This window comes from Legionella jordanis (assembly GCF_900637635.1).
GTDB classification, from domain to species: domain Bacteria; phylum Pseudomonadota; class Gammaproteobacteria; order Legionellales; family Legionellaceae; genus Tatlockia; species Tatlockia jordanis.
On record NZ_LR134383.1, the window covers coordinates 1990478 to 2013795 of the forward strand.

The following is a 23318-nucleotide window of genomic DNA, read 5'->3' on the forward strand; positions in this document are numbered from 1 at the left end:
TTTCTATCCCTTACATTTACCTCTAATTATTAGTACTAAATTAGGGATATACATTATAGTTGAAGCTTGAACAAATAAAATATAAAATCCGCCAACTAACAACCCTTGAAAACTATCAAGAACTGTATACAAGAAGCATAATCCTCCTATCTCAATAAAAAAAATAATTCTAGGAGAGTGAGCTAATCCTATCATAAGTATTTCAAATAGATACTTGATAGATATTTATGCTCACTGAATTATGAGGCTATTATTTTTTTGAGAAACAAAATTATGCTAAATGCAGAAACCTTTTTTTATTTCATAACCCAAGATTCTACCGTTTGGTTTTTTGTATTACTCATTGTAATAGTAGCCCTTTTCCCTCTAAAACAATCCTTCTGGAATATAGGAAAAGTTAATAAAGATTTGAAGATTGCATCGAAAGTTTTTTTTCAAATTGAGTCAAAAAAGGACTTTTATAATAACTTTGAATCCATTTCTACGAAAATATCAAACCTTAGATGGCTAAAAGCGATCTGGAATGACTTTATATCGAGCACTTACTATTTAACTTATAATGAGACCGATAATCATAGCCATAGAGCAGTATATCTATCACATAGACCCTATGAGTATTTCACTAAACAGTCCATATTAGGCCAAGTTTTAAATATTAATCAATTTTATGCTTATCCCAATTACCTAATCGGAATTGGTCTGACCTTTACATTTATAGGATTAGCCGCTGCTCTGCATATAGCACAACAAGGATTAGCACATGGTGAAGGACAGGCAGCCTTATCAGAACTTCTGAAAGTAGCATCTGTTAAATTTTTTAGTTCTATTGCAGGAATAAGTTGTAGTTTATTCATCTCATTTATTCAGAAAAAGCAAACAAAAGAGTTTCACAAGAAATTAAATAATTTTTGTTCATTAATTGAAAATTGCACTGAGTACAAACCAACTGAAAAACTATTATTTGAAAGTATACAGGAGCAAACTAAACAGACTTTTGCATTGCAAAGTATGGCCAATGATATTTCCAGAGGAATTGGAGATGTACTTAATAACCAATTGCCGGTTAGTGTCGCTAAAGCTCTCGAGCCTTTAGCTCACGAAATAAGAGAATTAGCTCATAAATTCTCAGGAAGTAATGAAAATGCTCTTGAAAAAGTTTTAGATGAGTTTATTGAACAATTAAGAAAAAGTTCCGCTGATGACATGCAAGGTCTTGTCAATGGTGTGAATACTTTAAAAGTCTCTCTTGAAAAACTAGTTGATAATATCGAATTAATGAGTACAAACTTTGGCTCAAATACTAAAGAATCCACAGATCGACTTATGCGATCCTTAGAGAACTTTGCTAATACATTTGTACCAGTACAAAATGGTATTGCTGAATTTGGAAAAACACTTAATTCACTTGAAAGTATCGCTGAAAGTATCCAAAATGCCAGTGGCAACATAAGTGGCGCAGCTAGTATCAACACTCAAAGCATGAGCAATCTTGCTGGTACAGTCAATCAAATTACAGAAAATATTGCGCCAATCCAAGACTTACTTGGCAATCTTTCATTGTCACTACAAAAAATTAATGAATCATCTCTTAAACTTGATAGCGCAGGTGATTCAATTTCCCTTGCAGTGAATGGTTTTAATTCATCTGCTCAAAATATTGAAAATGCTAGCTCAAAATTCAATGATAATATCACTCTAATACAAACTGTAATTGATGGATTAAATAATACTACTACAAATCTAGAAAAATCATCATCTGATATCCGACAATCAGTCTTGCCTCTATCTCAAACATCAGAGCAAATCCAAAAAGCTCTTAAAGTTACTCAAGAAACTGAATTAAGACTAATAGAAAGTCAAAAACAAATGGGTACTTTATTAAACAGTTTAGATAGTTTCACCGAAAAAATGCCAACTATTTTGAGCCAATACGAAGATAGATTCACGAAAGTTGATCATGATTTAGCTAATGCATTTTCTGAATTAGCAAAAGGAAGTGAAGAGTTTAAAAATAGTATTATTCACTTTATACAGTCTTTTGATTCACAGTTTGAAAAAGCATTGAGCCACTTAAGCGCAGCAATACATGAATTACAAGAGGAACGGGAAGAAACCTATACAAATTTTATTGAACAAAAGTCAAATGGGCAGGTAGATGCAGACACAAGAATTACATGATGAAAGCTATTTTGCCTCATTCACAGATATGTTAGTAGGCATTATTTTCATTTTTATTATTTTATTGATGATAGTTGCTAATAATTATCAATCTGCAACAAAAAAAGTTACAGAAATAAATGAGTCCAGAGATAAAATATTAAAGAAAATTGAGCATAGTTTGAAAGAAGAAGGTGTCGCTGTAACAGTAGATCTTGAACAAGGGGTCTTACGTTTACCTGAAAGTATTTTATTTGGCATCGACCAATATAACCTTAACGAAAATGGCAAAGTGGCTTTATCTAAATTAGCAAATGTTCTAGAAAAATATTTACCCTGCATGGCAATAACTGATAAAAAATATAAATATCATTGTGGGTCTTTAAATTTGGCCTCTCAAGATGGCTTGGATGCTGTTTTCATTGAAGGCCATACCGATGTGACAGGATCTTCTGATCATAACTGGTACCTTTCAACGAGAAGAGCTATTTCTATATTCAAAGAACTAACTGAAGCCAAACCATTTTTAAATGAGGGAGTCAAAAATATTAATGGCATTCCTATTTTGAATGTAAGTGGTTATGAAGCAAGAAGACCCGTCGATCCCAATCGCCTGGAACTTAATAGAAGAATTGAGTTAAGGTTTATCATGCGATCGCCTACTCCTGAAGATCTGGAGAAACTTCATCGTGCAATCAGATAACTCTCCTTCATTAAGAAAAGAAATTTCTCAGTTTTATCATACGATAAAACTTAAATCTCAACATTTATCATTGCAAGAACCTCAAGTAAATAGGGCATTAAAGATAATTGAGAAAAAATTTGATAGCTTGGGTAGTATCCCCACTAGTCAAAACTTAGAAAAGTTATCTATTACTTTCTATAAAGCCTTAGAAGCAAAATCCTTTGACAATATTTCTAATAAAGAATGGAAGCTAGTACCATTTATATTATGGACAACACCCCAAGTTAATTCATTTGCACTTGGTTCAGATCTTAATTTTTTACAAAAATATTTAAATTGGCTATCTCAAAATCTGACTGCTAGTAACTTAAAAAAATTAATATATTGTTTCTTGAAAGATTTTAGCTTAAGAGAACAATATCTTGCGGTATTTAAAAAATTAAGTTGTTTTATAACAGAAAAAATATATTCGTCGATGAATCCCAGCCTATCGAAATGGTATGAAAGAAATCAAAAATTAAATATATTTTCCCCAAACTTTGATTTAAGTAAAGTGATTTCTCTATATTTAAACGAATGTAATTTAGATATATACAAATTTTTTAGCCTTCTTGGGTTACAGGGCGAGATTTCTATTAGGGGTTATTCTGAAGCTATAGGGTTAAACTTATTAAAAATACTAGAAAGAGAGCCATCTGATAAATTAATAAACGCTGTAATCAATTATTTTTTTTCTAAAGATTCTGTGCGATTTTCAAATCATAGAGTTAATTTAATTCAATCTTTATTGACTCCTTGGCTGAGTAATAACTCAACCAACAGTAGTGAAAGTCAAAAAAAAGTACAAGACCTACTTATAAAACATTTTAAAGACCCACGTATTATTGCATACCGAAGAGATGGTTGGAGGTCAATTAGCGAACAATATTTGAAAGTTATATACCAATGGTTAGTTGGTGAAAGCATTGAACAATTCTTTGAAATTGTTGATCAAATGGCGCTAGATCGGCAATGGAAATATCGTAAGGCCTTTTGGATGGCTTATTATAAATACGGTTTTCTTGATGAAGCATGGTTCGTTCTTGGACCCGACGCAAAATATTATGCAGAAACTTATTTTGAAAACAAGCTCTCATTTGGAGCAATGGATTCCGGATGCAAGTCAAACCATAGTGTTTTAATTCTTAAAATTGGAAATATTGTCCTTGCTGAATGGAGCCACGAAGGGAAATGTAGAGCATGGCGGGATGAGGATCCCAAAGCCCCGGAAAGATATAAAAATTATTATGTGGGAAAAAATTTTAAAGAAGAATCTTTAAAAATCGTACCGCATTACAATTCTGATGGAATTGGTCATTTATCTAGTAATACATACTCTTGGCAACAAAATTTATCTGATTTTATATATCGCAATACTGGTTTAAAGGTGTACCACAGTGATTTTTGGATTTAATATAAAAAAGCGCAGTAAACAAACTTTAATTTATGATGAACAATTCATCAACAATCAATGGGTTTTATTATTCAAACTCCAACAAAAAAATAGCTTAATACCTTTAAGTGAATGGCATAAATGTGATCACAAAGGAGCTCAATGGTTATTGGAATTTATTGAAGCAAATAACTTACAACAACAACCATCTGTAGATACATTGATTATTTCGTCAAAGGACTTTATTACCTCTATTAAAGAACAAGAACTTTTTATACAGAATCTTTTAGAACTGCCGCCGTTATTTGACGGTGGAATCCATATCATATCTGAAGGATTAATTGCGAAAAACAACTATAAAATCAAATATCATTGGGTTAATAGTTATTCACGGCCAATTATTCAATCAAAAGAATGGGGTATTTTTTTACAGATAGGTGAAAATAAATTTTTACTACCTTGGTATGCTTGGAAAATAAAAGAGGAAATTAAGTTATTACAGACACAATTAGTTTCTTCAAGTTCAATACAAAAAAGACTAGAGCTTATAGAGCATTTTTCATCAATACGGCATCTATTACCAGAAGAAAAGACATGGACTTTAACTGACGATGGTTCCATATCGAAAATAACTCTTTTCTTTGCGAATGCATTTAAAATTCAAGCTGTACCAGAAAAAGATAGTTTCAGAATAGAGCCAATTTTATTGAGAAAAAAAGAGCTTGAAAATTTGGATCCACATTTTGAAAATATTCTTCCTCCTATTGATCAAGAAGCCTTCATCAGAAGTTTCAATAATAGTTTACAACTAAACCAATATTATGGGCTTGGGCCTGGTCGATATCTGCTGATTCATCCTCAGGTTAATAAAGCTTTAGAAACAGTCCATAAAATTCAACATGCAACAAAAGAAGAAAAATTAGAATTTCTGAAAAATCCAAAAGCCGCTCTAGCTGAGGATTTGGAAGGAATTATCAATGAAGATGAACTAGATCAAATTTTTTCCGATAGAGTCATAGGAATTGGAGATTGGAACGCGAAAATAATTCCTTGGATACAGCTTCCTCCGAATGAATGGCTGCCTGGTGGCGAACTACCAAATGTTCCCTTTGGTATTGATATTAATGGTGATAAGCATCAATTTGCAAATAAGAATGAGGTATCTGATTTAGTAGATAAGTTGAAAAACGCCCAAAAGGATGGATATCAATTTTATCAATATGGAGAATTCAGTATACCTGTGAATAACGAGAACATTTCAAAACTTGAATGTTTTTTACCTAAAAAACCAAATACAGTTATCGAAAAAGAAGATAAACTAAAAACACTAACTGGAATCACAGATAAAATTAATCAAACCCCAGTTATGCTAGTTAAAGAAAATTTAGAATGTGTCGAATTTAATGTCTTTCGTCACCCAAGAGTGATAATTCCACATTCGAATGCAATCCCAAATAATGTTAAGTCTGAACCGAAACCCCACCAAATAGAAGCTTTTAAATGGTTACAGAACCATTATATAGCTGGTTCTAGAGGCGTATTATTAGCTGATGACATGGGTTTGGGGAAAACATTCCAATCACTCATGTTTCTTGCTTGGCTTCATGAAGCAATGAAATTAAAAGAGATAACGAATAAACCTTTATTAATTGTCGCCCCTACTGGCTTATTAAAAAATTGGGAAGACGAAATTAATATTCATTTATCTAGTGGCCTAGGTAATCTTCTCCGTGCTTATGGTTCAACATTAAAAAATTTAAAATCTGGTAGGTACTTAGATGTAACCCAATTAAAAGGTTCTGATCTAATTTTGACTACATTTGATACTCTTACAAGATATCAAACAAGTTTCAGTGTGATCAATTTTGCAGTTGTAGTATTTGATGAAATTCAAAAATTAAAAAATCCTGGAACCCAAAACTATTCTGCAGCATGCAGCCTTCATTGTGATTTCTGGTTGGGAATGACAGGAACTCCTGTTGAAAATCGACTATGTGATCTTTGGGCCATCACTGATGTGCTACAACCAGGGATGTTAGGATCCATTAAAGAATTTAGCACAAAATATGAAAAATCAATCCTAACATTAGGTGAGAACGAACAAAATGAAATTATTAAAGAACTTCAAGATGGATTGACAAAAGCGAGTGAAAAAGCACCGCCTTTTATGCTAAGAAGAATGAAATCGTCTATTTTACCAGGTTTACCCAAAAAAAATATTCATGTTAAAACAGTATTAATGCCCAATATACAAGCAAATGCCTACCAAAAAATAATTCAAGAAGTAGCTCAGCAAGAAGAATCAGGAGGAATGCTGAAAGCATTACATTTATTAAGGGCCTGCTCCTTACATCCTGATAGTAAAAGGCAAAGACAATATAATTCTTATGATGAATTTATTCTCCAATCTGCTCGAGTAAAAGAATGCTTTCAAATTTTAGATAGCATATATAAGAATAAAGAAAAAGCTCTTATCTTTATAGAGTATAACGAGTGGCATCATCCTGCTTTTTTACCCCACATTATTAAAACACGATACAATCTTAAAAAATTACCTATGGCAATTAATGGACAAATAAACTCAAAAAGCAGGCAGGATATAGTAGATAAATTCCAAAATGAAAGAGGAATTTTTGATGTCATGCTATTATCTCCACGCGCAGGTGGAGTTGGCTTGACTCTCACAGCAGCCAATCACATTATTCATTTAACAAGATGGTGGAATCCAGCTGTAGAGGATCAGGCTAATGATAGGATATATAGAATTGGCCAAAACTCAGATGTGCATATCTATTATATACTTGCATTACATCCTGAATACGAATCAACTTGTTTTGATCTAAATTTGCATGAATTATTAGAAAAAAAACGTCGACTCAGCCAACAGATCATCATAGCACCTCCTATGGAAAACGATACTATTGATGAGCTTTATGCAAAGACGTTTCAAAAGAATCAAAAAATTAAACTTCCAATTGAGGAAAGCTATATTCATTTAAATGGCAAAACTTATGAAGATCTAATATTTCAAGATATGAAAAAAATTGCGCCTAAATTTGGGTATATTGCAAGATATACTCAACAAAGCCATGATAAAGGAGCTGACATAATAATTGATACATACGATGGTGAAACAAAGGCTATTGTTCAATGTAAGTTTGTCGATAATCCTACTAAAGCTCCTCTTAATTTAACTTCGGATTTAGATCGAGCAAGCCCTTATTATTCTAATAGCCATTCAAATCCACTTTTAATAGGATTTACAAACGCCCAAAAAATTAAAAAAGCTGACAGGACATGGGAAAATAATGCTAACAATCGAAAAATAGTATATGGAAAGGAGGGTTTGGACGCATCCAACCTTTTTGATTTTCTTGATTAGTAGGTGAAATCAACTGTTAACGGTTTAGTATTTACTCTAAATAAGTAAGTTACCAATAATAGTGCTCGTTGATTTGAAGTGCCCCCCTTAATTGTGAAAGGCCCCGAAATTAACATCTGCTATCAATCAATTACATTTCAAATTCGGTACCAAAACTGGTACCAAAGTGATATTATATTTTCAATTGCCCTTCTAAAACCCTTATACCTTCTGTGCCGTTGCGCGGAATCGAACCGCGGACCTATTGATTACGAATCAATTGCTCTACCGACTGAGCTACAACGGCGATAGCGGTTATTATACCTCGAGTCGGTTTGTGTGCAAGATTGAATTTAAACGGGTTTTTGGTTTAAGACGACCCCTATTGTCCAGTCGCTGCCTTGATTATTGGGCAGCAAACTTACCGTTTGCTGGGGCTCAAGGCCGTAGCCTTCCACCATTAGGGCATAGTAATAAGCTGAAAACAGGCAGTAGCCGTAGAGGTATTCGTTTTCAGGGTATTGGTTTTTTAAACTGTCCCAAGATTGATGGCAAACTTGTGAGTTGGCTTGTTCCAACAAATCCTGATTGCTGAATTGGCCGTTGAATTCAAATGGTTTGGACTTGGCCAGTTCGGCCATACCGCCTAAAACAAACCAGTTATTAATTTGGCTGCCTTCCATCGCCGGGGCCACGGTGCGCTTAACTTTATGGACGTTCATTAAGGGTGCAATGCTGCTTTCGCAGTTGTATGCATCGCCAGCGGCGGTGAACCCTGTGGGCAATTCATAGTTATCCGAAAAACAGGTGGATTCATCTAAAAATTGATGGGTCACTTCGGTTTGGCCTAAACCTAAGAAACTATGAATGAACAAATTAAATTGCCTGCCGTACAAATTGAATTGTTTCAGATCCTGTGGATTGACGTTGTCGGCATTTTGTACCGGGAAGATGATTTGAACCGAAGCCCCACCCATGTCCATCACGCCAGCCAGCTCTTTGTCTTGGGAATTAAGTGCACCCAGTTGATAATTGACCGCTAACCAGCCAAAAAGCCCTTCCTCACTACCGGTAATCGTCTTAGCCTGCTGCAATGTCCAATTGCTTTGATTGGCAAACCATTGCTGCATTAGCGTATAAAATTGCTGCTGCTTAGGCTGGGGTAATAAACGCATGCCGGCTGTGGCATAAAAATAAACGGGTAGATTGCTCTCTGGAACACCGGAGAACAGGGCTGTTAAATAAGCATCAATCGTTGCTGCATTGGGCTCAATCGTCGCCAGTCCGGGCTTGATTTTTTTGTTCCAGACTTCAGTCACGTTCACAGGAGTTTGTGTGCTATCCAGATCATAGGAATAAATGTGCAATCGGGAGCCTGTGCTGCCTGCATCCACCACCGCGACACAGCGTTGCTGCTCGCAATGTTTCCCTTCGGCATAGAGGTTAATTGAAAAACAGCTGGTTAATACCACAAGAAAAACGGCAGCTAATCGCATCATTTAATCCATGAATTAAAGTGGCCACATGGTACAAGATGTATATTTTATTGTCAACGAGAACTCCGTTAGTACAGGATTTCTCCATTGTTAGGCGAATTGAAACACTTAGGTTTTAACTCGGCTTCTTTGTTTCCTAATCGCACACTAAACATGCCGCAACTGGAAGTATTAAACCAGATGATTCCTTTTTCGTTGAACGTATCCAAGGTCTTTTGATGAGGAAAATGGTAGCGATTATCAAAGCCGGAAGAAATAATGGCGTATTTTGGAGCCACCATACCTATAAATTCTTTGGATGAGGATGTTTTGCTGCCATGATGTGGCACGACCAACACATCCGCTTTCAGATGGTCACCATAAGTCATTAGCAAATAGTGCTCTGCTAATCGTTCAATGTCGCCCGTGAATAAAACCTGTCCATTTTCTGTAGAAATTTTTAACACGCAGGAGCGGTTATTTTTATCGGGAAATCGCTCATTAATCGGTAAGAATTGGAAATAAACGCCATCCCATGTCCAAGGGGGATAATCGTGGCAATTCAAGCCGTGACGATAAAAAGAAACCTCGTTGCTCAATAGCTGCACTCCCGGATATTTCTCCTCAAGAGAAGCTAATCCTCCGCGATGATCGAGGTCCGGGTGGCTGATGATGATGGCATCAAGGCTTTTTACCCCAACCCACTCAAGGTAAGGAATGATAGCCAGATTGGCCATATCACCTCCCTTATAGAATTTCATGCCGCTGTCATAAACCAGATTATGATTAGCAGTGCGAACCACAATGGCCAATCCCTGTCCGACATCCACCACATCAATGGCTGCCTCCCCTTCTGCAAGCCTTTGCTTTCCAGGCAAAAGGCTTGCCAAGAACAACACTGCAATGGCTGGTAAAACAGGTCTTATCGGAAAAAAAAGAGCAAGAAACATGGTTAACATTAAAGACAAAACAGGCAAGATGTCGTTGAAGGAAAATTGCAAATTAATGAATGAAAAGGAATCAATCCAACCTAGATAGCCAAGCAACACTTTAATGCCAACATCAATTGGCCATAAAATCCAGGGACACTGCCAAAACTGGATTAAGAATAATCCGGCAAGAGAATAGGGGACAATAAACAATTCCACCATCGGTACAGCCAAAAGATTCGCCGCAAAACCGTTTAAAGCCCCGTAAGAAAACCAGTATAGGGTCAAGGGTAACAGGCCAAAAAGGCAACTCAGTTGCAACAGGATGACTTTTTTAATTCCCTGCACTGCAAAGCGTTGATTGACCAAAATTAAGCAGGCAACGGCCAAAAAAGAGAGGTAAAAGCCTGGACTGAGTACATCATGAGGTTCCAGAAGAAGTGCTGACAACAAGGCATATCGCCAAGCCTGCCATACACTGAAACGGCCGCTTAAAAAATTTTTCATCAACATGAAAAAGCAAGTCAATAATGCCCGTTGCGTTGGAGCACCAAATCCCGCCAAAAGCGAATAAGCCAATGCAACGATTAATGCCACAAAACTGGCTGCTTGCGGGGCTGGGTAAAACAGGCATAAACGAGCGCTTCTTGTCCAAAACCAACGCATCAGCCAAAAACTCAAACCTGCCGCCAAACCGATATGAGATCCAGAAATGACCATTAAATGGGTTGTACCCGTTCGCCGAAACAAATCCCAAAGCGTTTTATCGATGTGGCTGGTTAAACCGAGGCTGATGGCTTCAAAAATTCCTAAAGAGGACTCATGCGACATAAGGGCCGAGGCTGAATGGGCGAAATGCTGGCGCAGAGCCAACAAGCTAAGCCCTCTTGCTCCTGCTAGCCGCGTCATAGCTTGAGATTTAATGTAACCAGTCCAGTTAATATGATGCATCCTCAACCAGGCCACGTAATCAAAATGTCCAGGATTACCCAGATTTTGTGGTTTTTTCAATTTGGCTTGAAATCGCCAGCGATCACCTAAATGAAACTTAGGGCAATGATTGTAACAAGACAGCAATACAATTGCTGACGCGGGCTGGCGGTCAAGCTTAACCACTCTAAATTGAAACTGTGATTTGGCTTCGGTGGCTGTTGGAATGGAAACTATCTCACCTTCTATGAAGACTTTTGGCATCACCTTTAAAGCCTTGTTTCCCATCCCTTGATCAGCAATAAGCCACTCATGAACAAGGCAATATGATAATCCTGCTAAAAAACAAATTGGATAAGCTGAGCTTGGCTTGAACAATAATGCAAACATCAGCAACAGGCAAAGCGCTGAATTCGTGTAAAAAAAGGCCGCCCCCGCAAAAAAACAGAGTATTTCCATATTCCATGTCGGACCTGCTTTAAAGGACGTACTTTAGCGAAATCACAAGTTCAAACAACTCCATGAAATTGGGTGTTTAACGGCAAAATTGATGGAAAAACCCTAGCAATAACAATTATATTCCAATAGGATAAAGAAAAAGGTGATAGGGATATTTCCATGATAATTTCAACCTTAAATGAGAGCGACAAAGACACTCGCGTTGCGATTTCCCCCGCTGCGGTGAAGCAATACATTAAAATGGGTTTTGAGGTGACCGTTGAAACGCAGGCCGGTAATGCCTCAGGTTTCAGTGATGCTGATTACCAACAAGCCGGGGCGACGGTTGTTAATGAGAGAACGGTTCTACTTAAAACCACAAACATCGTGTTGCTGGTCAATGAACCTAATCCCAGCGAGTTGGACGGGCTGCAAGCCCATAGTCTCGTGATTGCCCATATCGATAATGAGCCGCAAGCGGAATTAATCACTTGGGCATGTAAGGAAAACATCAGCCTCATTTCAATGAATTTAATACCCAGAATCAGCCGCGCCCAAAGCATGGACAGCCTTTCTTCACAGGCGAACCTGGCCGGTTACCGGGCTGTCCTTGAAGCCACAGCTTATTTTAAACGGGCTATTCCGATGATGATGACGGCAGCTGGAATGATTCACCCGGCCAAAGTTCTGGTCTTGGGGGCTGGTGTGGCCGGATTACAAGCAATTGCAACGGCCAAACGGTTAGGTGCAGTCGTTTATGCCTTTGATGTCCGACGTGCGGCCAAGGAGCAAGTAGAAAGTTTAGGCGCTGAATTTGTGGAAGTGGGTGTGGAACAGGATGCCGAAACAAAGGGCGGTTATGCTTCGGAAACCTCGGAAGAATACAAACGTCAACAAGCCGAACTGATTGATAAATTTGCCAGGCAATCTGACATCGTCATCAGCACAGCTTTAATCCCAGGCCGAAAGGCGCCAATCCTCTTAACCAAGCAAACGGTTGAAGGCATGAAACCAGGCTCAATCATTGTTGATCTGGCAACCTCTCGTGGCGGTAACTGCGAGTACAGTGAGCGGGATAAAGTTGTCCGTATTGGCGGAGTCACTGTTGTAGGCTACAGCAATTTAGCAGGATTTGTTCCTGCAACGGCCAGTGAACTGTATGCCACTAATTTGCTTAATTTAATGCGCCTCCTGGCTCCCAAAGCCGAGCAATTGAACTTCAATGCCGAGGATGAAATTATTAAACAAGCCCTGCTTTGTCATGCAGGGAAATACCTTCCCTTTCAAGCGAATAAGGAAGCTCAACATGCATAGCATTAACACTTTAAGCAACCCCTATATAGCGATTTTAACCATTTTCGTATTAGCCTGCTTTGTAGGGTATTACGTGGTTTGGAAGGTAACCCCTGCTTTGCATACCCCATTGATGTCAGTCACCAACGCCATCTCAAGCATCATTATTTTAGGAGCGATTATCGCGGCCGGAACGACCGCTACAGGCACGATAACCGTTTTAGGTGGATTAGGAATATTCATCACAGCCATCAATATCTTTGGTGGGTTTGTGGTGACTCAACGCATGCTGCGCATGTATAAAAAATAATGATTAAGGACGATAAGCCATGACTTCTTTGTTTCCATTTTTATACCTGATTGCGGCAGTCTGCTTTATTCTGGCACTTAAAGGCTTGGCAAGCCCTGCCACCGCAAGGCGAGGAAACTTGCTGGGGATTTTTGGCATGTTTCTAGCGGTGGCCTCCACCTTGATGATGCCGTCCACTCACCATCATTTGCTGCTCATCGCTTTAATTATCGCCGGGGGCATCGTAGGAACAATCATTGCCCTTAAAATCAATATGACCGCCCTACCCCAGTTGGTAGCTGGCTTTCACTCCCTGGTTGGCCTTGCAGCGGTTCTTGTCGCTTTTTGCGCTTACTTAGCCCCAGCTTCTTTTGGCATTGGCAGACCCGGTAATATTGAAACAGCAAGCCTTGTCGAAATGAGCCTCGGTTTAATCATTGGTGCAATCACCTTTTCCGGTTCTGTCATTGCTTTCTTAAAGCTTCAAGGCATCATGTCAGGACAACCCATTCGTTATCCAGGACAAAAATTTGGGAATCTCATCCTTGCTCTTGGCATTGTAGCTATCTTCATTTTCTTTTTAACCGGCCAATCCCTCTACACCCTAATCACCATGGCGGCTCTTTCTTTTCTCCTGGGAGTGCTCTTAATCATCCCAATCGGCGGCGCGGATATGCCTGTCGTAATCTCCATGCTGAACTCCTATTCTGGATGGGCTGCCGCTGGAATTGGATTTACGCTGAGTAACCATTTATTGGTGATAACCGGTGCCCTGGTCGGTGCCAGCGGGGCAATTTTGAGTTACATCATGTGTGTGGGCATGAACCGCTCAATTATAAACGTCATTTTCGGTGGCCTTAAAGCTAGCGACACTGGAACTTCGGCAGTAAGGCAGGACAACCAGCAAATTCATCAAGCCAATGGGGAAGATGCAGCTTTTCTATTGAGCAACGCCAAGGATGTCATCATTGTGCCTGGTTATGGCATGGCTGTGGCACATGCCCAACACGCCGTAAAAGAGCTGGTAGACGCGTTAGAAAAGCGCGATATACGCGTGCGTTTTGCCATTCATCCGGTCGCTGGCCGCATGCCCGGCCATATGAACGTGCTGCTTGCGGAAGCCAACATTCCTTATGATCGGGTGTATGAGCAAAGCGAAATCAATCGCGACTTTGCCACAGCCGATGTTGCCTTCGTAATTGGTGCTAATGACATTACCAATCCCGCAGCCAAAACGGATCCTGGCTCTCCCATTTATGGTATGCCTGTGCTGGAAGTAGAAAAGGCCAAAACCGTTTTATTTGTAAAACGAAGCCTCTCACCGGGTTATGCGGGCGTTGAAAACGATTTATTTTACCGAGACAACACCTACATGTTGTTCGGCGATGCGAAAAAGATGACTGAATCCATTGCCAAAGCACTCACAGAAATATAAAAAATACTTGAAAAATTAACTTGTTATATAATAAAAACCCGTAATAGAAATGTTGCGGGTTTTTTTTATTTTCTAAAAAATAAATTTTCTTTTTTACTCAAGAAAGAACAGCAAAATTAAAAAAATTACATTGAATAAAAACAAAAATATTTATGAATTTGATCTAAAATTTTTCCCTGTTTGCCATCCATAAAAAATACAGGTATCTTAATCTTTTTTTTCAGGAGACATTTATGTTGCGAAAGCTTGGTTATGGCTTGCTTTTTGCTGGTGCTTTATTCAGCGCCAGTGCTTTTTCTACTAACCTTCATGAATTCAATGTTGGTATCAGTCTGGACTATGAATTACCTCCAAATGATCCTCAAGAATTTGTGAATTCCTGGTTTTGGACAATCACTTCGGTATGCACCATACATAGCCAAGACAGCAGCAATCCAATTTTGATTGAAGTGTTAAAACGATCAGGAAAAATCAATGGCACCGAACTTTCAGAAGGCGACAACATTTATGTTACGGTTCACGACGGTGATAAGGTAACCATCGTTGCCGACTCTGGAGGGAAGGTGCGATTAACAAATAAAGGCCCCCATACCATAAGTGCGAGCTGCTCCGCCTAGTATTCCTATCAGGAGCTTTCAGACACTGAAAGCTCCTGGTCTTTTAATGCTCTCGAGTGGCAGAAAATTCAATTTTAGGATAACGTTCCTGAGCCATCGTCAAATTTACCCGAGTTGGCGCCAAATACATCAAAGAATCGCTGCCGTCTAAAGCCAAATGGTCGTAAGCCTTGGTGCGGAATTCAGCCATGGCCTTTTCATCCTCTGAATAAACCCAGCGAGCACAAGTCACACTTACGTTTTCATAAACGCAATCAACTTTGTATTCATGTTTTAAGCGATGGGCCACTACATCAAATTGCAACACACCAACCGCGCCTAAAATGAGCTGATTGCTGTTTAATGGCCGAAAAACCTGGGTGGCACCTTCTTCCGACAGTTCAATTAAACCTTTGACCAACGCTTTACTTTTTAGTGGATCTTTAAGTCTGACCAAGCGAAACAATTCAGGGGCAAAGTTCGGAATGCCTGTAAATTTTAACTGCTCCCCTTGGGTAAAGGTATCACCAATACGAATGGTCCCATGATTATGCAAACCAATGATGTCACCGGCCATAGCCGTTTCAGCATGGGTTCTGTCGCCAGCCATAAAAGTCAAAGCATTGGCTATTTGTATTTCCTTACCAATGCGCAGGTGATTTAACTTCATCCCTTTTTTAAAGGTACCGGAGCAAATGCGTAAAAAGGCTATCCGATCCCGATGTTTCGGGTCCATGTTAGCCTGAATCTTAAATACAAAGCCGCTAAAGGCTTCTTCATCAGGATTCACTTGCCGCTCAAGAGTCGCACGAGGCCTTGGTCCTGGAGCGTGCTCAGCAAAATCATCCAGAAGTTCTTTGATGCCAAAATTATTAATGGCTGAACCAAAATAAACCGGGGTTAACTTACCCGCCAGATAATCTTCAAGATTGAATTCGTGAGAAGCGCCTTTAACCAATTCAATTTCATCGCGTAATTCTTGTGCCATCTCGCCCAGCAGTTCATCCAGTTGCGGATTGTCCAGGCCCTTAATCTTTAAGGCCTCTTGCTTTTGACTGTTTTTCCCTGGCTGGTACAGGAATATCGTGTCCTGATGCAAATGGTAAATACCTTTAAATCGCTTACCCATTCCCACAGGCCAAGTCACTGGCGCACATTGGATGCCTAGTACCGTCTCGACCTCATCAAGCAAGCTAATGGGTTCTCTACCCTCACGATCTAATTTATTGATAAAAGTCATAATCGGTGTATCACGTAAACGACAGACTTCCATCAACTTTACTGTTCTTTCTTCCACACCTTTGGCGACGTCAATGACCATCAACGCCGAATCAACCGCCGTTAAAGTACGATAGGTGTCTTCCGAAAAGTCTTCATGGCCTGGGGTATCCAATAAATTAATCACATGCTGGTTATGCACAAACTGCATCACGGATGTGGTGATAGAGATACCCCTCTCCTTTTCCATTTCCATCCAGTCGGAAGTGGCGTGACGGTCTGCTTTGCGGCCTTTTACAGTTCCTGCAAGCTGAATCGCTCCTCCGAACAACAACAATTTTTCAGTCACGGTTGTTTTACCCGCGTCTGGGTGGGATATGATGGCGAATGTCCGTCTTTTTGAAAAATCTTGATAAAAATCTGACATAAAGAACCTGTTTGAGCTTGGAATGAGCATTTTATGCAAAATGTCAGTTATACACAATTAAATAGCCGTGAAATAACGGGGCAACTCCTTGCACACACTCAGTTACCAGTTATATTTTAGCAAATTTTAAACTTCCTTCCTGAATAGACAGCAACATCATGGCTCAGCCAATCAGAAGGCCAAGCGTTCCTTAAGTCTAGGCATAACGGCAGTTATCGCCACATAGAAGGACTTCTACCCTTAGATCAAATAATAAGGATGAGCTCTTCATTGCCAGCAAAATACTCCATAACCATAGCATCACTCACCTGGTTTAAAGTGCTTGGCTGCCAGCGAGGTGATTTGTCTTTATCGATTAATAATGCTCGTACGCCTTCATAAAAATCATGCCCCTGCATAAAATGGCTAACCAGACAATAATCCATCGCCATGCATTGCGCCATATTTAAAGAAGCAGCTTTGTGAATTTGGGCAAAAGTAATTTTCAGGCTGAGAGGCGCTTTAAAGTGCAGACTATTTAAAATGGTTGTTGACCAATCATCCCCTCTTTCATTTAAAGCATTAAAGATGTCTTCGACACTGGAGCGTGAGAAACAATCCTTAATTACCTTGCGCTGCTCCTCAATTGGCGCTTGTGAATTCGCCTTGGCAAACTGTTTGATGCAATCATCAATGACACTTTGCGGGTGGTTGGACAAATCCCTGTTAATAAGCTCATGCAAAAGCTTTTCAATCGATTCTGAAGGAACAACAGCTTTAATTAGCCCTAAGGCATAAGCATCTTCCGCAGAAATACGGTTGCCTGTTAAACCCAAATACAATCCCACTGCATCTGGGCAGCGCGATAGCAGATAAGAAGCACCAATATCAGGAAAAAAACCAATACTCGTCTCAGGCATGGCGAAAACGAAACACTCTGTAGCCACAGGGTAAGAACCATGAAGGGAAACTCCAACGCCCCCCCCCATGGTGATGCCATCCATTAAGGCAATGTAAGGCTTAGGATAACGGTTAATGTAATGATTAAGACGATATTCATGCCAGAAAAACTGCATCTGCTGAGGATTATGGCTTAAGCCAGCTTCATAAAGCCAGCGGACATCGCCTCCAGCACAAAATGCCTTTTCGCCCTCACCTCGAATCACCACAGCACAAATATTCGGATTGCTTTCCCAGGTGAGCAGTTGTTGCTGTAGGGCTTGGATCATGTCAAGTGTCAGAGCATTTAAGGCTTGTGGCCGGTTTAGAGTAACCAAACCAATTTGGCCTTCTTCTGCAAAGCTTATACTATCCATCACTACTCTCCCTTAAATTCTGCCTGTCTTTTGCTCAGAAAAGCATTAACTCCCTCTTGTTTATCATGAGTTGCACAAATTTTAGCAAAATGTACGGCTTCAAGGTGTAGTGCATCGGTGAGACTCATGTCAAAACCATGATCAATCACCTCCATTACGCTTTGAATGGCCAAAGGACCCATGGATAATATGGTGCCCAAGATTTTTTTACCTTCCTCGAGTAAAGATTCTGGCTCGACAACCGCCGTAACCAAGCCCCAATTTAAGGCAGTCTGAGCATCAATAAATCGCCCAGTCAAGCACAAGTCCATGGCCCTTCCTTTACCAACTAATCTGGCCAGACGTTGTGTGCCGCCATAACCGGGAATGACCCCAAGTTTTACTTCAGGCTGCCCAAATTGCGCATTGCTGGAAGCAATTCTTAGGCTGGCTGAGATGGCTAACTCGCATCCACCCCCAAAAGCAAATCCATTGATGGCTGCCAGTGACGGTTTACCTAATGTTTCAAGCTTTCTGAAAACATTCTGTCCTTGGCGCGCAAACTCATAACCTGTTTGGGCGTTGCATTCAGCCAAACGGGAAATATCAGCGCCAGCGCAAAATGCCTTGCCAGAACCAGTGATCAAGAGGGCTTTAACTTTGGGATTTTCTTTCGCCGAATCGAGTAATTCATCAAGGATCTGAAGCACTTCCGTGCTTAAGGCGTTTAACTTTTCTGGCCGGTTCAATGTTAAATTGAGAATGCCACGCCCATCTACATTTTGTTCTATTAAATTCATGAAAACTCCTGTTATTCAATAATATATTCATCATCCAGGCTGGATTTCGCTACAATCTCGCGCATGATTTCATTGGTTCCTTCAAGAATTTGATGAACCCGCAAATCACGGAAAATACGCTCAATTTGATAATCGTGCAAATAGCCATAACCCCCATGAAGCTGCATGGCTTTGTCACTGATGCGAAAAGCAACGTCAGTAGCCAGGCGTTTAGCCATGGCGCAATACATTGGCGCATGAACATCTGCTTTATCCAAAGCATCTGCTGCCCGATAAACCATAAGCCTTGCTGCTTCAAAATCGGTTAGCATGTCTGCAAAATAAAACCGCAAAGCTTGCATTTGACTTAAAGTTTTACCAAATTGCTTGCGTTCATGAACGTAGCGCTGACTTAGGCGCAAGCAGGCTTTTGCTCCCCCTAAAGAACAAGCAGCAATATTGACTCGCCCACCATTCAAAGCATTTAAAGCAATTTTAAATCCCATACCCTCTTCACCGACGCGGTTAGTGACCGGTACACGACAATTTTCAAAATAAATCATGCAAGTGGGCTGATTTCGCCAACCCAGTTTATGTTCTAACTTCCCAAAACTTAACCCTTCAGTATTTTTTTCAACAAGAAGGCAGGAAATTCCATGGTGAGACTCATCTCCAGTTCTAACCATGCATAGATAGACATCGCTGACACTGCCGCCTGAAATAAATGCCTTGGCACCATTTAAAACGTAGTAATCCCCTTCCTTGGCAGCCCTCGTTTTTAACGATGCGGCATCGGAACCAGATTCAGGCTCCGTTAAACAGTAACTTCCCAGGGCTTCCATTGACGTTAACTTAGGCCCCCAAAGGGTTCTCAAATGTTCAGAGGCATAACGATCAATTAAAGAGGCAACCATATTATGAATGGAGAGATAAGCACTGGTACTCACACAACCTGAGGCCAGTTGCTCAAAAATGATAGCGGCATCTAAACGGGTTAAATTGGCGCCGCCAATATCTTCCCCGCACACAATGCCAGCCATTCCTAATGCAGCCGCTTGCCGCATCACTTCTATAGGGAAATAGGCTTGTTCATCCCATGCCGCCGCCCCAGGAGCCAACTGGTTGCGTGCAAATTCCGCAGCCATATCCCGAAAGGCAAGGTGCTCTTCGCTGAACTTGAAATCCATAGCTTTCCTTAATGTTTAAAACATGGCTAAGTTAGTATTCTAAAACGATAGCACAAGCAAAGTCACTGAAGCTTACTGCCCAAGGTAAAAAATTTAAGGAAGGCAGCTTTCCAGAATGGCTCCAACCAGTTCATTGCAGCTAAGGAAATCAACAGCATTCTGTTTTAAGACTTGCATGAACAGACTTTACGTTGTAAAAAGCACTCAAGCTTACGATGGTGGCCAGACAGTTTTTAGTACAAACTTTCTCTTTCATCAAACAATAATAAGAACAGTATGGAAGGCGTAAACATTCATTCCAAACCCTCAGAAGCTCTGCATGTTTTAAAGAATTATTTCGGTTTTGATGCATTTCGACATCCGCAAGAAGAAATCATAGAGCACTTAATCGCCGGTCAAGACGTTCTGGTTCTAATGCCCACTGGCGGGGGAAAATCTTTGTGCTACCAGATCCCTGCTTTGGTTCGAAAAGGGGTTGCCATCGTCGTTTCACCCCTCATTGCCCTAATGGAAGACCAAGTCGCGGCGCTGAAGTTGCAAGGAATCAAGGCTGCCTATTACAATTCCTCTCTAAGCAGCGACGAAGCACGCCAAGTGCTGGCCCAACTCCACGCCAGCGAACTTGATTTGCTCTATATTGCTCCAGAACGTTTGCTGACGGGTTCATTTTTGGAGCGTTTACAAAGTTGTGAGCTCGCGCTATTTGCCATTGATGAAGCGCACTGCATTTCGCAATGGGGACATGATTTCCGGCCTGAGTACGCCAGTCTTGGACAATTGAAGACATTATTTCCAGGCATTCCAATGGTGGCACTTACCGCCACCGCTGATAAATTGACACGCCAAGACATCATTAATAAGCTCAACTATTCACCCAAACAATTCATTGCGTCTTTCAACCGTCCCAACATTCACTACAGCGTCATCACGAAAGACAACCCGATGAAGCAATTGCATTTTTTTCTTAAAACGCAAACGCAGCAATCCGGAATAATTTATTGCGGAACTCGTAATGAGGTTGAGCGGGTTGCCAACAAATTACAAGATTTGGGGTTTAAAGCCAGAGCCTATCACGCCGGTTTACCACATCAGGAAAGGCGCGAGGTACAACAATTATTTCGTCACGACAAAATTGATGTGGTTGTGGCCACTTTGGCTTTTGGAATGGGTATAGACAAATCCAATGTGCGTTTTGTAGTCCATTATGATTTACCTAAAAATATTGAAGGCTATTATCAGGAAACTGGACGGGCTGGTCGCGATGGACTGCCTGCAGTAGCTTTATTGCTTTACGATCCAGGTGATAGCGCGAGGCTGCGTGCCTGGATTGCGGGCACCTCAAATATTAAGCAGCAGCAAATTGAAACGAACAAACTCAACCATATGTTGGCTTTTGCGGAAGCGACGCATTGCCGTCGGCAGATTTTGCTGCATTACTTTGATGAATCCATGGAAGAGCAATGTAATTATTGCGATGTTTGCGATAACCCGCCAGAAGTGGTTAATGCTACCGAAGATGCGCAAAAATTTCTCTCCTGCATTTATCGTCTGAACCAAAGTTATGGTATGAGCTACACCATTGAAGTGTTGCGGGGCAGCAGCTCTGAAAAAATTCAAAAAGCAGGCCACCACCGTCTCAGCACTTTTGGAATTGGCAAAGACAAATCAGCCAATTATTGGAAACATTTAGCTTGGCAGCTTATTCATCGTAACTACTGCCTTCAAGATGCCGAGCACTTTAATATCCTTCGCTTAAGTAAAAAGGCGGTGGCCATTTTAAAAAATAAAGAGCAGGTGCTGCTCTCTCTTCCCAAAATCCAGCCAAAGGAAAAACTGGCCAAGACCAAACATCAAACTGTAGTGATTGAAACCAATCCTTTGTTTCAGTTGTTGCGAAGTCTTAGGCGTAAACTGGCCGATGAGGAAGGTAAACCTCCTTTTATGATTTTTAGCGATGCCACCTTGCAACAAATGACCAAAAAAAAGCCGAAAACCATGGATGACCTGTTAAATATTTCCGGAATTGGGCAGCATAAATTAAGTCATTATGGCTGGCATTTTCTGAAGGCTCTAAAAGAATATGAAGAGACCAGTTAAGTTCTTAAGCTTAAGACCTAAGTATTAAAGATGATAGCCGCTCAAACCCATCCCGGTTTTAAGTCAATTATTATAGAGTGCCTGGATTTAAGTTTCTCTGCTGACCACACTCAAGTAGTGGTTAATGGGCATGGCAGCCAATTTTTAGATGGACTTGATAATACTTACTTTTGTCATTATCGATAAAGCCACGAGTTTCCATCACTTCATACCAATCCAGCTTGCCATGAACTTTGGCAGCATGAGCAATAGCATTATTGATTGCTTCTTCAATACCAATTTCTGAAGTACCAACTAATTGAACAACTTGATAAACTCGATCGGTCATGTTCTCTCCTTGAAGGCAAAAATTCCTTTTAGCAAATTTAGTCTAGACGATATTTCAACATAAACACAACAATTATGCATAGCTTGTTTTAAATACTCACCACAATTTGGTTATCAGCTGTTTCGATTCTGGCCATTGTACCTAAGGGAATGGGAAAATTAACCGGATCATGGCCAATACCATGGGTCTTAAACACAGGTATCTTGCAAGTTTCAGCAAATCGCTTAATCACTGATTCTATCAAAGATGAGCCATCAGGCTCAATTCCCTCGGTAAAATCAGCAAACAATAGGGCTGCAGCCTGATCAAACACTTTGGCTTGGCGCAGCTGTTCAAGCATTCGATCAACCCGATACCCTCTTTCGCCAACCTCTTCTAATAAAATAATTTTGCCTTCAGCATTAATTTGCCAATCGGTTCCCAGGCTGGTTTGCACAAGCGTTAAGTTGCCACCGCAGACGCTACTTTGGATGGAAACCTGCTCTTGCGCCGATCGATTAAGAGCAGTGGTTTTAAAACAAATCTCCTTTTTTTCAGCAAACATAAGCGCTTTGCTCATTTCAATGCATTCCCAATTGAATTTATCAACAGCCAAAGCGGCATGAAGACTAGGCCAAGACCAGTGTTGCTGCAAGAATAAATGCAAAGCGGTAATGTCACTCATTCCTACGAGCAATTTTGGGGTTTGGGGAGGGGGTAATTGAATTAACTCAGGCAACAGGCGCATGCTCCCGTAGCCTCCCCTGGCACAAACGATTGCTTTGATGTCCGGATTGTACAGCGCCCTTTTCAAGGCAGAAAAACGAAGTTCGTCACTGTTCGCACATAACAGATCCTGACCGAATAGCTCATCCTGGACAAAGCAGTTTAACCCCCAGGAAGTCAGCAACTGTTTGAGTTCGGCAAGTTGTTTATCCGAACAACGAGAAGCCGGCGCGATGATTTCAACACCATCTCCGGGCATTAAGGTGATCAGTTGATTCATATT

The 23318-nt window shown here is 40.3% G+C and carries 17 protein-coding genes and 1 tRNA gene; 9 read left to right on the plus strand and 9 right to left on the minus strand.

All coding sequences use genetic code 11. From position 1 onward, the window contains the following. Positions 1 to 273 precede the first annotated feature (273 nt). From EL203_RS08850 to EL203_RS08865, 4 genes are read left to right on the plus strand one after another with little or no spacing between them, the layout of a single operon-like run. A complete protein-coding gene (locus EL203_RS08850) occupies positions 274 to 2178 on the plus strand; it encodes a hypothetical protein (RefSeq protein ID WP_058469679.1) in 1905 nt (634 codons plus the stop codon). Further along, a complete protein-coding gene (locus EL203_RS08855; protein WP_058469680.1) occupies positions 2156 to 2860 on the plus strand; it encodes an OmpA/MotB family protein in 705 nt (234 codons plus the stop codon). The genes EL203_RS08850 and EL203_RS08855 overlap by 23 nt, the downstream gene beginning before the upstream one ends. Further along, positions 2847 to 4295 carry an EH signature domain-containing protein gene (locus EL203_RS08860; RefSeq protein ID WP_058469681.1) on the plus strand — a complete coding sequence of 483 codons (1449 nt, stop codon included), beginning with the start codon at positions 2847 to 2849 and terminating at the stop codon, positions 4293 to 4295. The genes EL203_RS08855 and EL203_RS08860 overlap by 14 nt, the downstream gene beginning before the upstream one ends. After that, on the plus strand, positions 4279 to 7656 hold the full coding sequence (locus EL203_RS08865) for an SNF2-related protein (protein WP_058469682.1): 3378 nt from the start codon (positions 4279 to 4281) through the stop codon (positions 7654 to 7656). Before EL203_RS08860 ends, EL203_RS08865 begins: the two co-directional genes overlap by 17 nt. A gap of 213 nt (positions 7657 to 7869) precedes the next feature. Here the strand turns inward: EL203_RS08865 and EL203_RS08870 are convergent. The 3 genes from EL203_RS08870 to EL203_RS08880 form a co-directional block, all read right to left on the minus strand. Then, positions 7870 to 7942 (minus strand) — tRNA-Thr (locus EL203_RS08870). Between the two features lie 46 nt (positions 7943 to 7988). After that, positions 7989 to 9134 (minus strand): acetate and sugar kinases/Hsc70/actin family protein, encoded by a 1146-nt coding sequence (locus EL203_RS08875; RefSeq protein ID WP_058469683.1) that lies wholly within the window; start codon positions 9132 to 9134, stop codon positions 7989 to 7991. Between the two features lie 65 nt (positions 9135 to 9199). After that, entirely contained in the window at positions 9200 to 11428 is a 2229-nt protein-coding gene (locus tag EL203_RS08880) for a DNA internalization-related competence protein ComEC/Rec2 (RefSeq protein ID WP_058469684.1), read from the minus strand. Between the two features lie 159 nt (positions 11429 to 11587). Here EL203_RS08880 and EL203_RS08885 point away from each other — a divergent pair, with 159 nt between their 5' ends. The 4 genes from EL203_RS08885 to EL203_RS08900 all read left to right on the plus strand — a co-directional run bounded on the left by EL203_RS08885 (position 11588) and on the right by EL203_RS08900 (position 15041). Next, positions 11588 to 12721: a Re/Si-specific NAD(P)(+) transhydrogenase subunit alpha gene (locus tag EL203_RS08885; RefSeq protein WP_058469685.1), complete on the plus strand. Its 1134-nt coding sequence runs from the start codon at positions 11588 to 11590 to the stop codon at positions 12719 to 12721. Beyond that, positions 12714 to 13010 carry a proton-translocating transhydrogenase family protein gene (locus EL203_RS08890; RefSeq protein ID WP_058469686.1) on the plus strand — a complete coding sequence of 99 codons (297 nt, stop codon included), beginning with the start codon at positions 12714 to 12716 and terminating at the stop codon, positions 13008 to 13010. Before EL203_RS08885 ends, EL203_RS08890 begins: the two co-directional genes overlap by 8 nt. Before the next feature lie 19 nt (positions 13011 to 13029). Beyond that, on the plus strand, positions 13030 to 14424 hold the full coding sequence (locus tag EL203_RS08895; RefSeq protein WP_058469687.1) for an NAD(P)(+) transhydrogenase (Re/Si-specific) subunit beta: 1395 nt from the start codon (positions 13030 to 13032) through the stop codon (positions 14422 to 14424). Between the two features lie 233 nt (positions 14425 to 14657). Then, entirely contained in the window at positions 14658 to 15041 is a 384-nt protein-coding gene (locus EL203_RS08900; protein ID WP_058469688.1) for a hypothetical protein, read from the plus strand. A 43-nt stretch (positions 15042 to 15084) separates the two neighbouring features. Here the strand turns inward: EL203_RS08900 and EL203_RS08905 are convergent, their stop codons facing one another. The 4 genes from EL203_RS08905 to EL203_RS08920 all read right to left on the minus strand — a co-directional run bounded on the left by EL203_RS08905 (position 15085) and on the right by EL203_RS08920 (position 19905). Next, the gene (locus EL203_RS08905; protein WP_058469689.1) at positions 15085 to 16665 is read right to left on the minus strand and encodes a peptide chain release factor 3; all 1581 of its coding nucleotides are present in this window, start codon (positions 16663 to 16665) and stop codon (positions 15085 to 15087) included. 245 nt (positions 16666 to 16910) lie between these two features. Beyond that, on the minus strand, positions 16911 to 17960 hold the full coding sequence (locus tag EL203_RS08910) for an enoyl-CoA hydratase/isomerase family protein (RefSeq protein ID WP_232003925.1): 1050 nt from the start codon (positions 17958 to 17960) through the stop codon (positions 16911 to 16913). Between the two features lie 2 nt (positions 17961 to 17962). Next, positions 17963 to 18739 carry an enoyl-CoA hydratase/isomerase family protein gene (locus EL203_RS08915; RefSeq protein ID WP_058469691.1) on the minus strand — a complete coding sequence of 259 codons (777 nt, stop codon included), beginning with the start codon at positions 18737 to 18739 and terminating at the stop codon, positions 17963 to 17965. Between the two features lie 11 nt (positions 18740 to 18750). After that, positions 18751 to 19905: an acyl-CoA dehydrogenase family protein gene (locus tag EL203_RS08920; protein ID WP_058469692.1), complete on the minus strand. Its 1155-nt coding sequence runs from the start codon at positions 19903 to 19905 to the stop codon at positions 18751 to 18753. A gap of 276 nt (positions 19906 to 20181) precedes the next feature. Between EL203_RS08920 and recQ the strand changes: the two genes are divergently transcribed. Beyond that, on the plus strand, positions 20182 to 22002 hold the full coding sequence (gene recQ / locus EL203_RS08925; protein WP_058469693.1) for a DNA helicase RecQ: 1821 nt from the start codon (positions 20182 to 20184) through the stop codon (positions 22000 to 22002). Between the two features lie 121 nt (positions 22003 to 22123). Here the strand turns inward: recQ and EL203_RS08930 are convergent, their stop codons facing one another. Both EL203_RS08930 and EL203_RS08935 read right to left on the minus strand, forming a co-directional pair. Next, complete coding sequence (locus EL203_RS08930; protein ID WP_058469694.1) at positions 22124 to 22330, minus strand: dodecin; 207 nt, start codon at positions 22328 to 22330, stop codon at positions 22124 to 22126. Positions 22331 to 22418: 88 nt separating this feature from the next. Next, positions 22419 to 23315 (minus strand): S66 peptidase family protein, encoded by an 897-nt coding sequence (locus tag EL203_RS08935; RefSeq protein WP_058469695.1) that lies wholly within the window; start codon positions 23313 to 23315, stop codon positions 22419 to 22421. Between the last annotated feature and the right edge of the window lie 3 nt (positions 23316 to 23318).

Coding starts and splice junctions, on each gene's coding strand:
- EL203_RS08855 (WP_058469680.1), top strand. CDS start 2,156: ATGCAGACACAAGAATTACATGATGAAAGCTATTTTGCCTCATTCACA.
- EL203_RS08875 (WP_058469683.1), bottom strand. CDS start 9,134: ATGATGCGATTAGCTGCCGTTTTTCTTGTGGTATTAACCAGCTGTTTT.
- EL203_RS08900 (WP_058469688.1), top strand. CDS start 14,658: ATGTTGCGAAAGCTTGGTTATGGCTTGCTTTTTGCTGGTGCTTTATTC.
- EL203_RS08920 (WP_058469692.1), bottom strand. CDS start 19,905: ATGGATTTCAAGTTCAGCGAAGAGCACCTTGCCTTTCGGGATATGGCT.
- recQ (WP_058469693.1), top strand. CDS start 20,182: ATGGAAGGCGTAAACATTCATTCCAAACCCTCAGAAGCTCTGCATGTT.
- EL203_RS08895 (WP_058469687.1), top strand. CDS start 13,030: ATGACTTCTTTGTTTCCATTTTTATACCTGATTGCGGCAGTCTGCTTT.
- EL203_RS08915 (WP_058469691.1), bottom strand. CDS start 18,739: ATGAATTTAATAGAACAAAATGTAGATGGGCGTGGCATTCTCAATTTA.
- EL203_RS08930 (WP_058469694.1), bottom strand. CDS start 22,330: ATGACCGATCGAGTTTATCAAGTTGTTCAATTAGTTGGTACTTCAGAA.
- EL203_RS08890 (WP_058469686.1), top strand. CDS start 12,714: ATGCATAGCATTAACACTTTAAGCAACCCCTATATAGCGATTTTAACC.
- EL203_RS08905 (WP_058469689.1), bottom strand. CDS start 16,665: ATGTCAGATTTTTATCAAGATTTTTCAAAAAGACGGACATTCGCCATC.
- EL203_RS08880 (WP_058469684.1), bottom strand. CDS start 11,428: ATGGAAATACTCTGTTTTTTTGCGGGGGCGGCCTTTTTTTACACGAAT.
- EL203_RS08850 (WP_058469679.1), top strand. CDS start 274: ATGCTAAATGCAGAAACCTTTTTTTATTTCATAACCCAAGATTCTACC.
- EL203_RS08935 (WP_058469695.1), bottom strand. CDS start 23,315: ATGAATCAACTGATCACCTTAATGCCCGGAGATGGTGTTGAAATCATC.
- EL203_RS08885 (WP_058469685.1), top strand. CDS start 11,588: ATGATAATTTCAACCTTAAATGAGAGCGACAAAGACACTCGCGTTGCG.
- EL203_RS08910 (WP_232003925.1), bottom strand. CDS start 17,960: ATGGATAGTATAAGCTTTGCAGAAGAAGGCCAAATTGGTTTGGTTACT.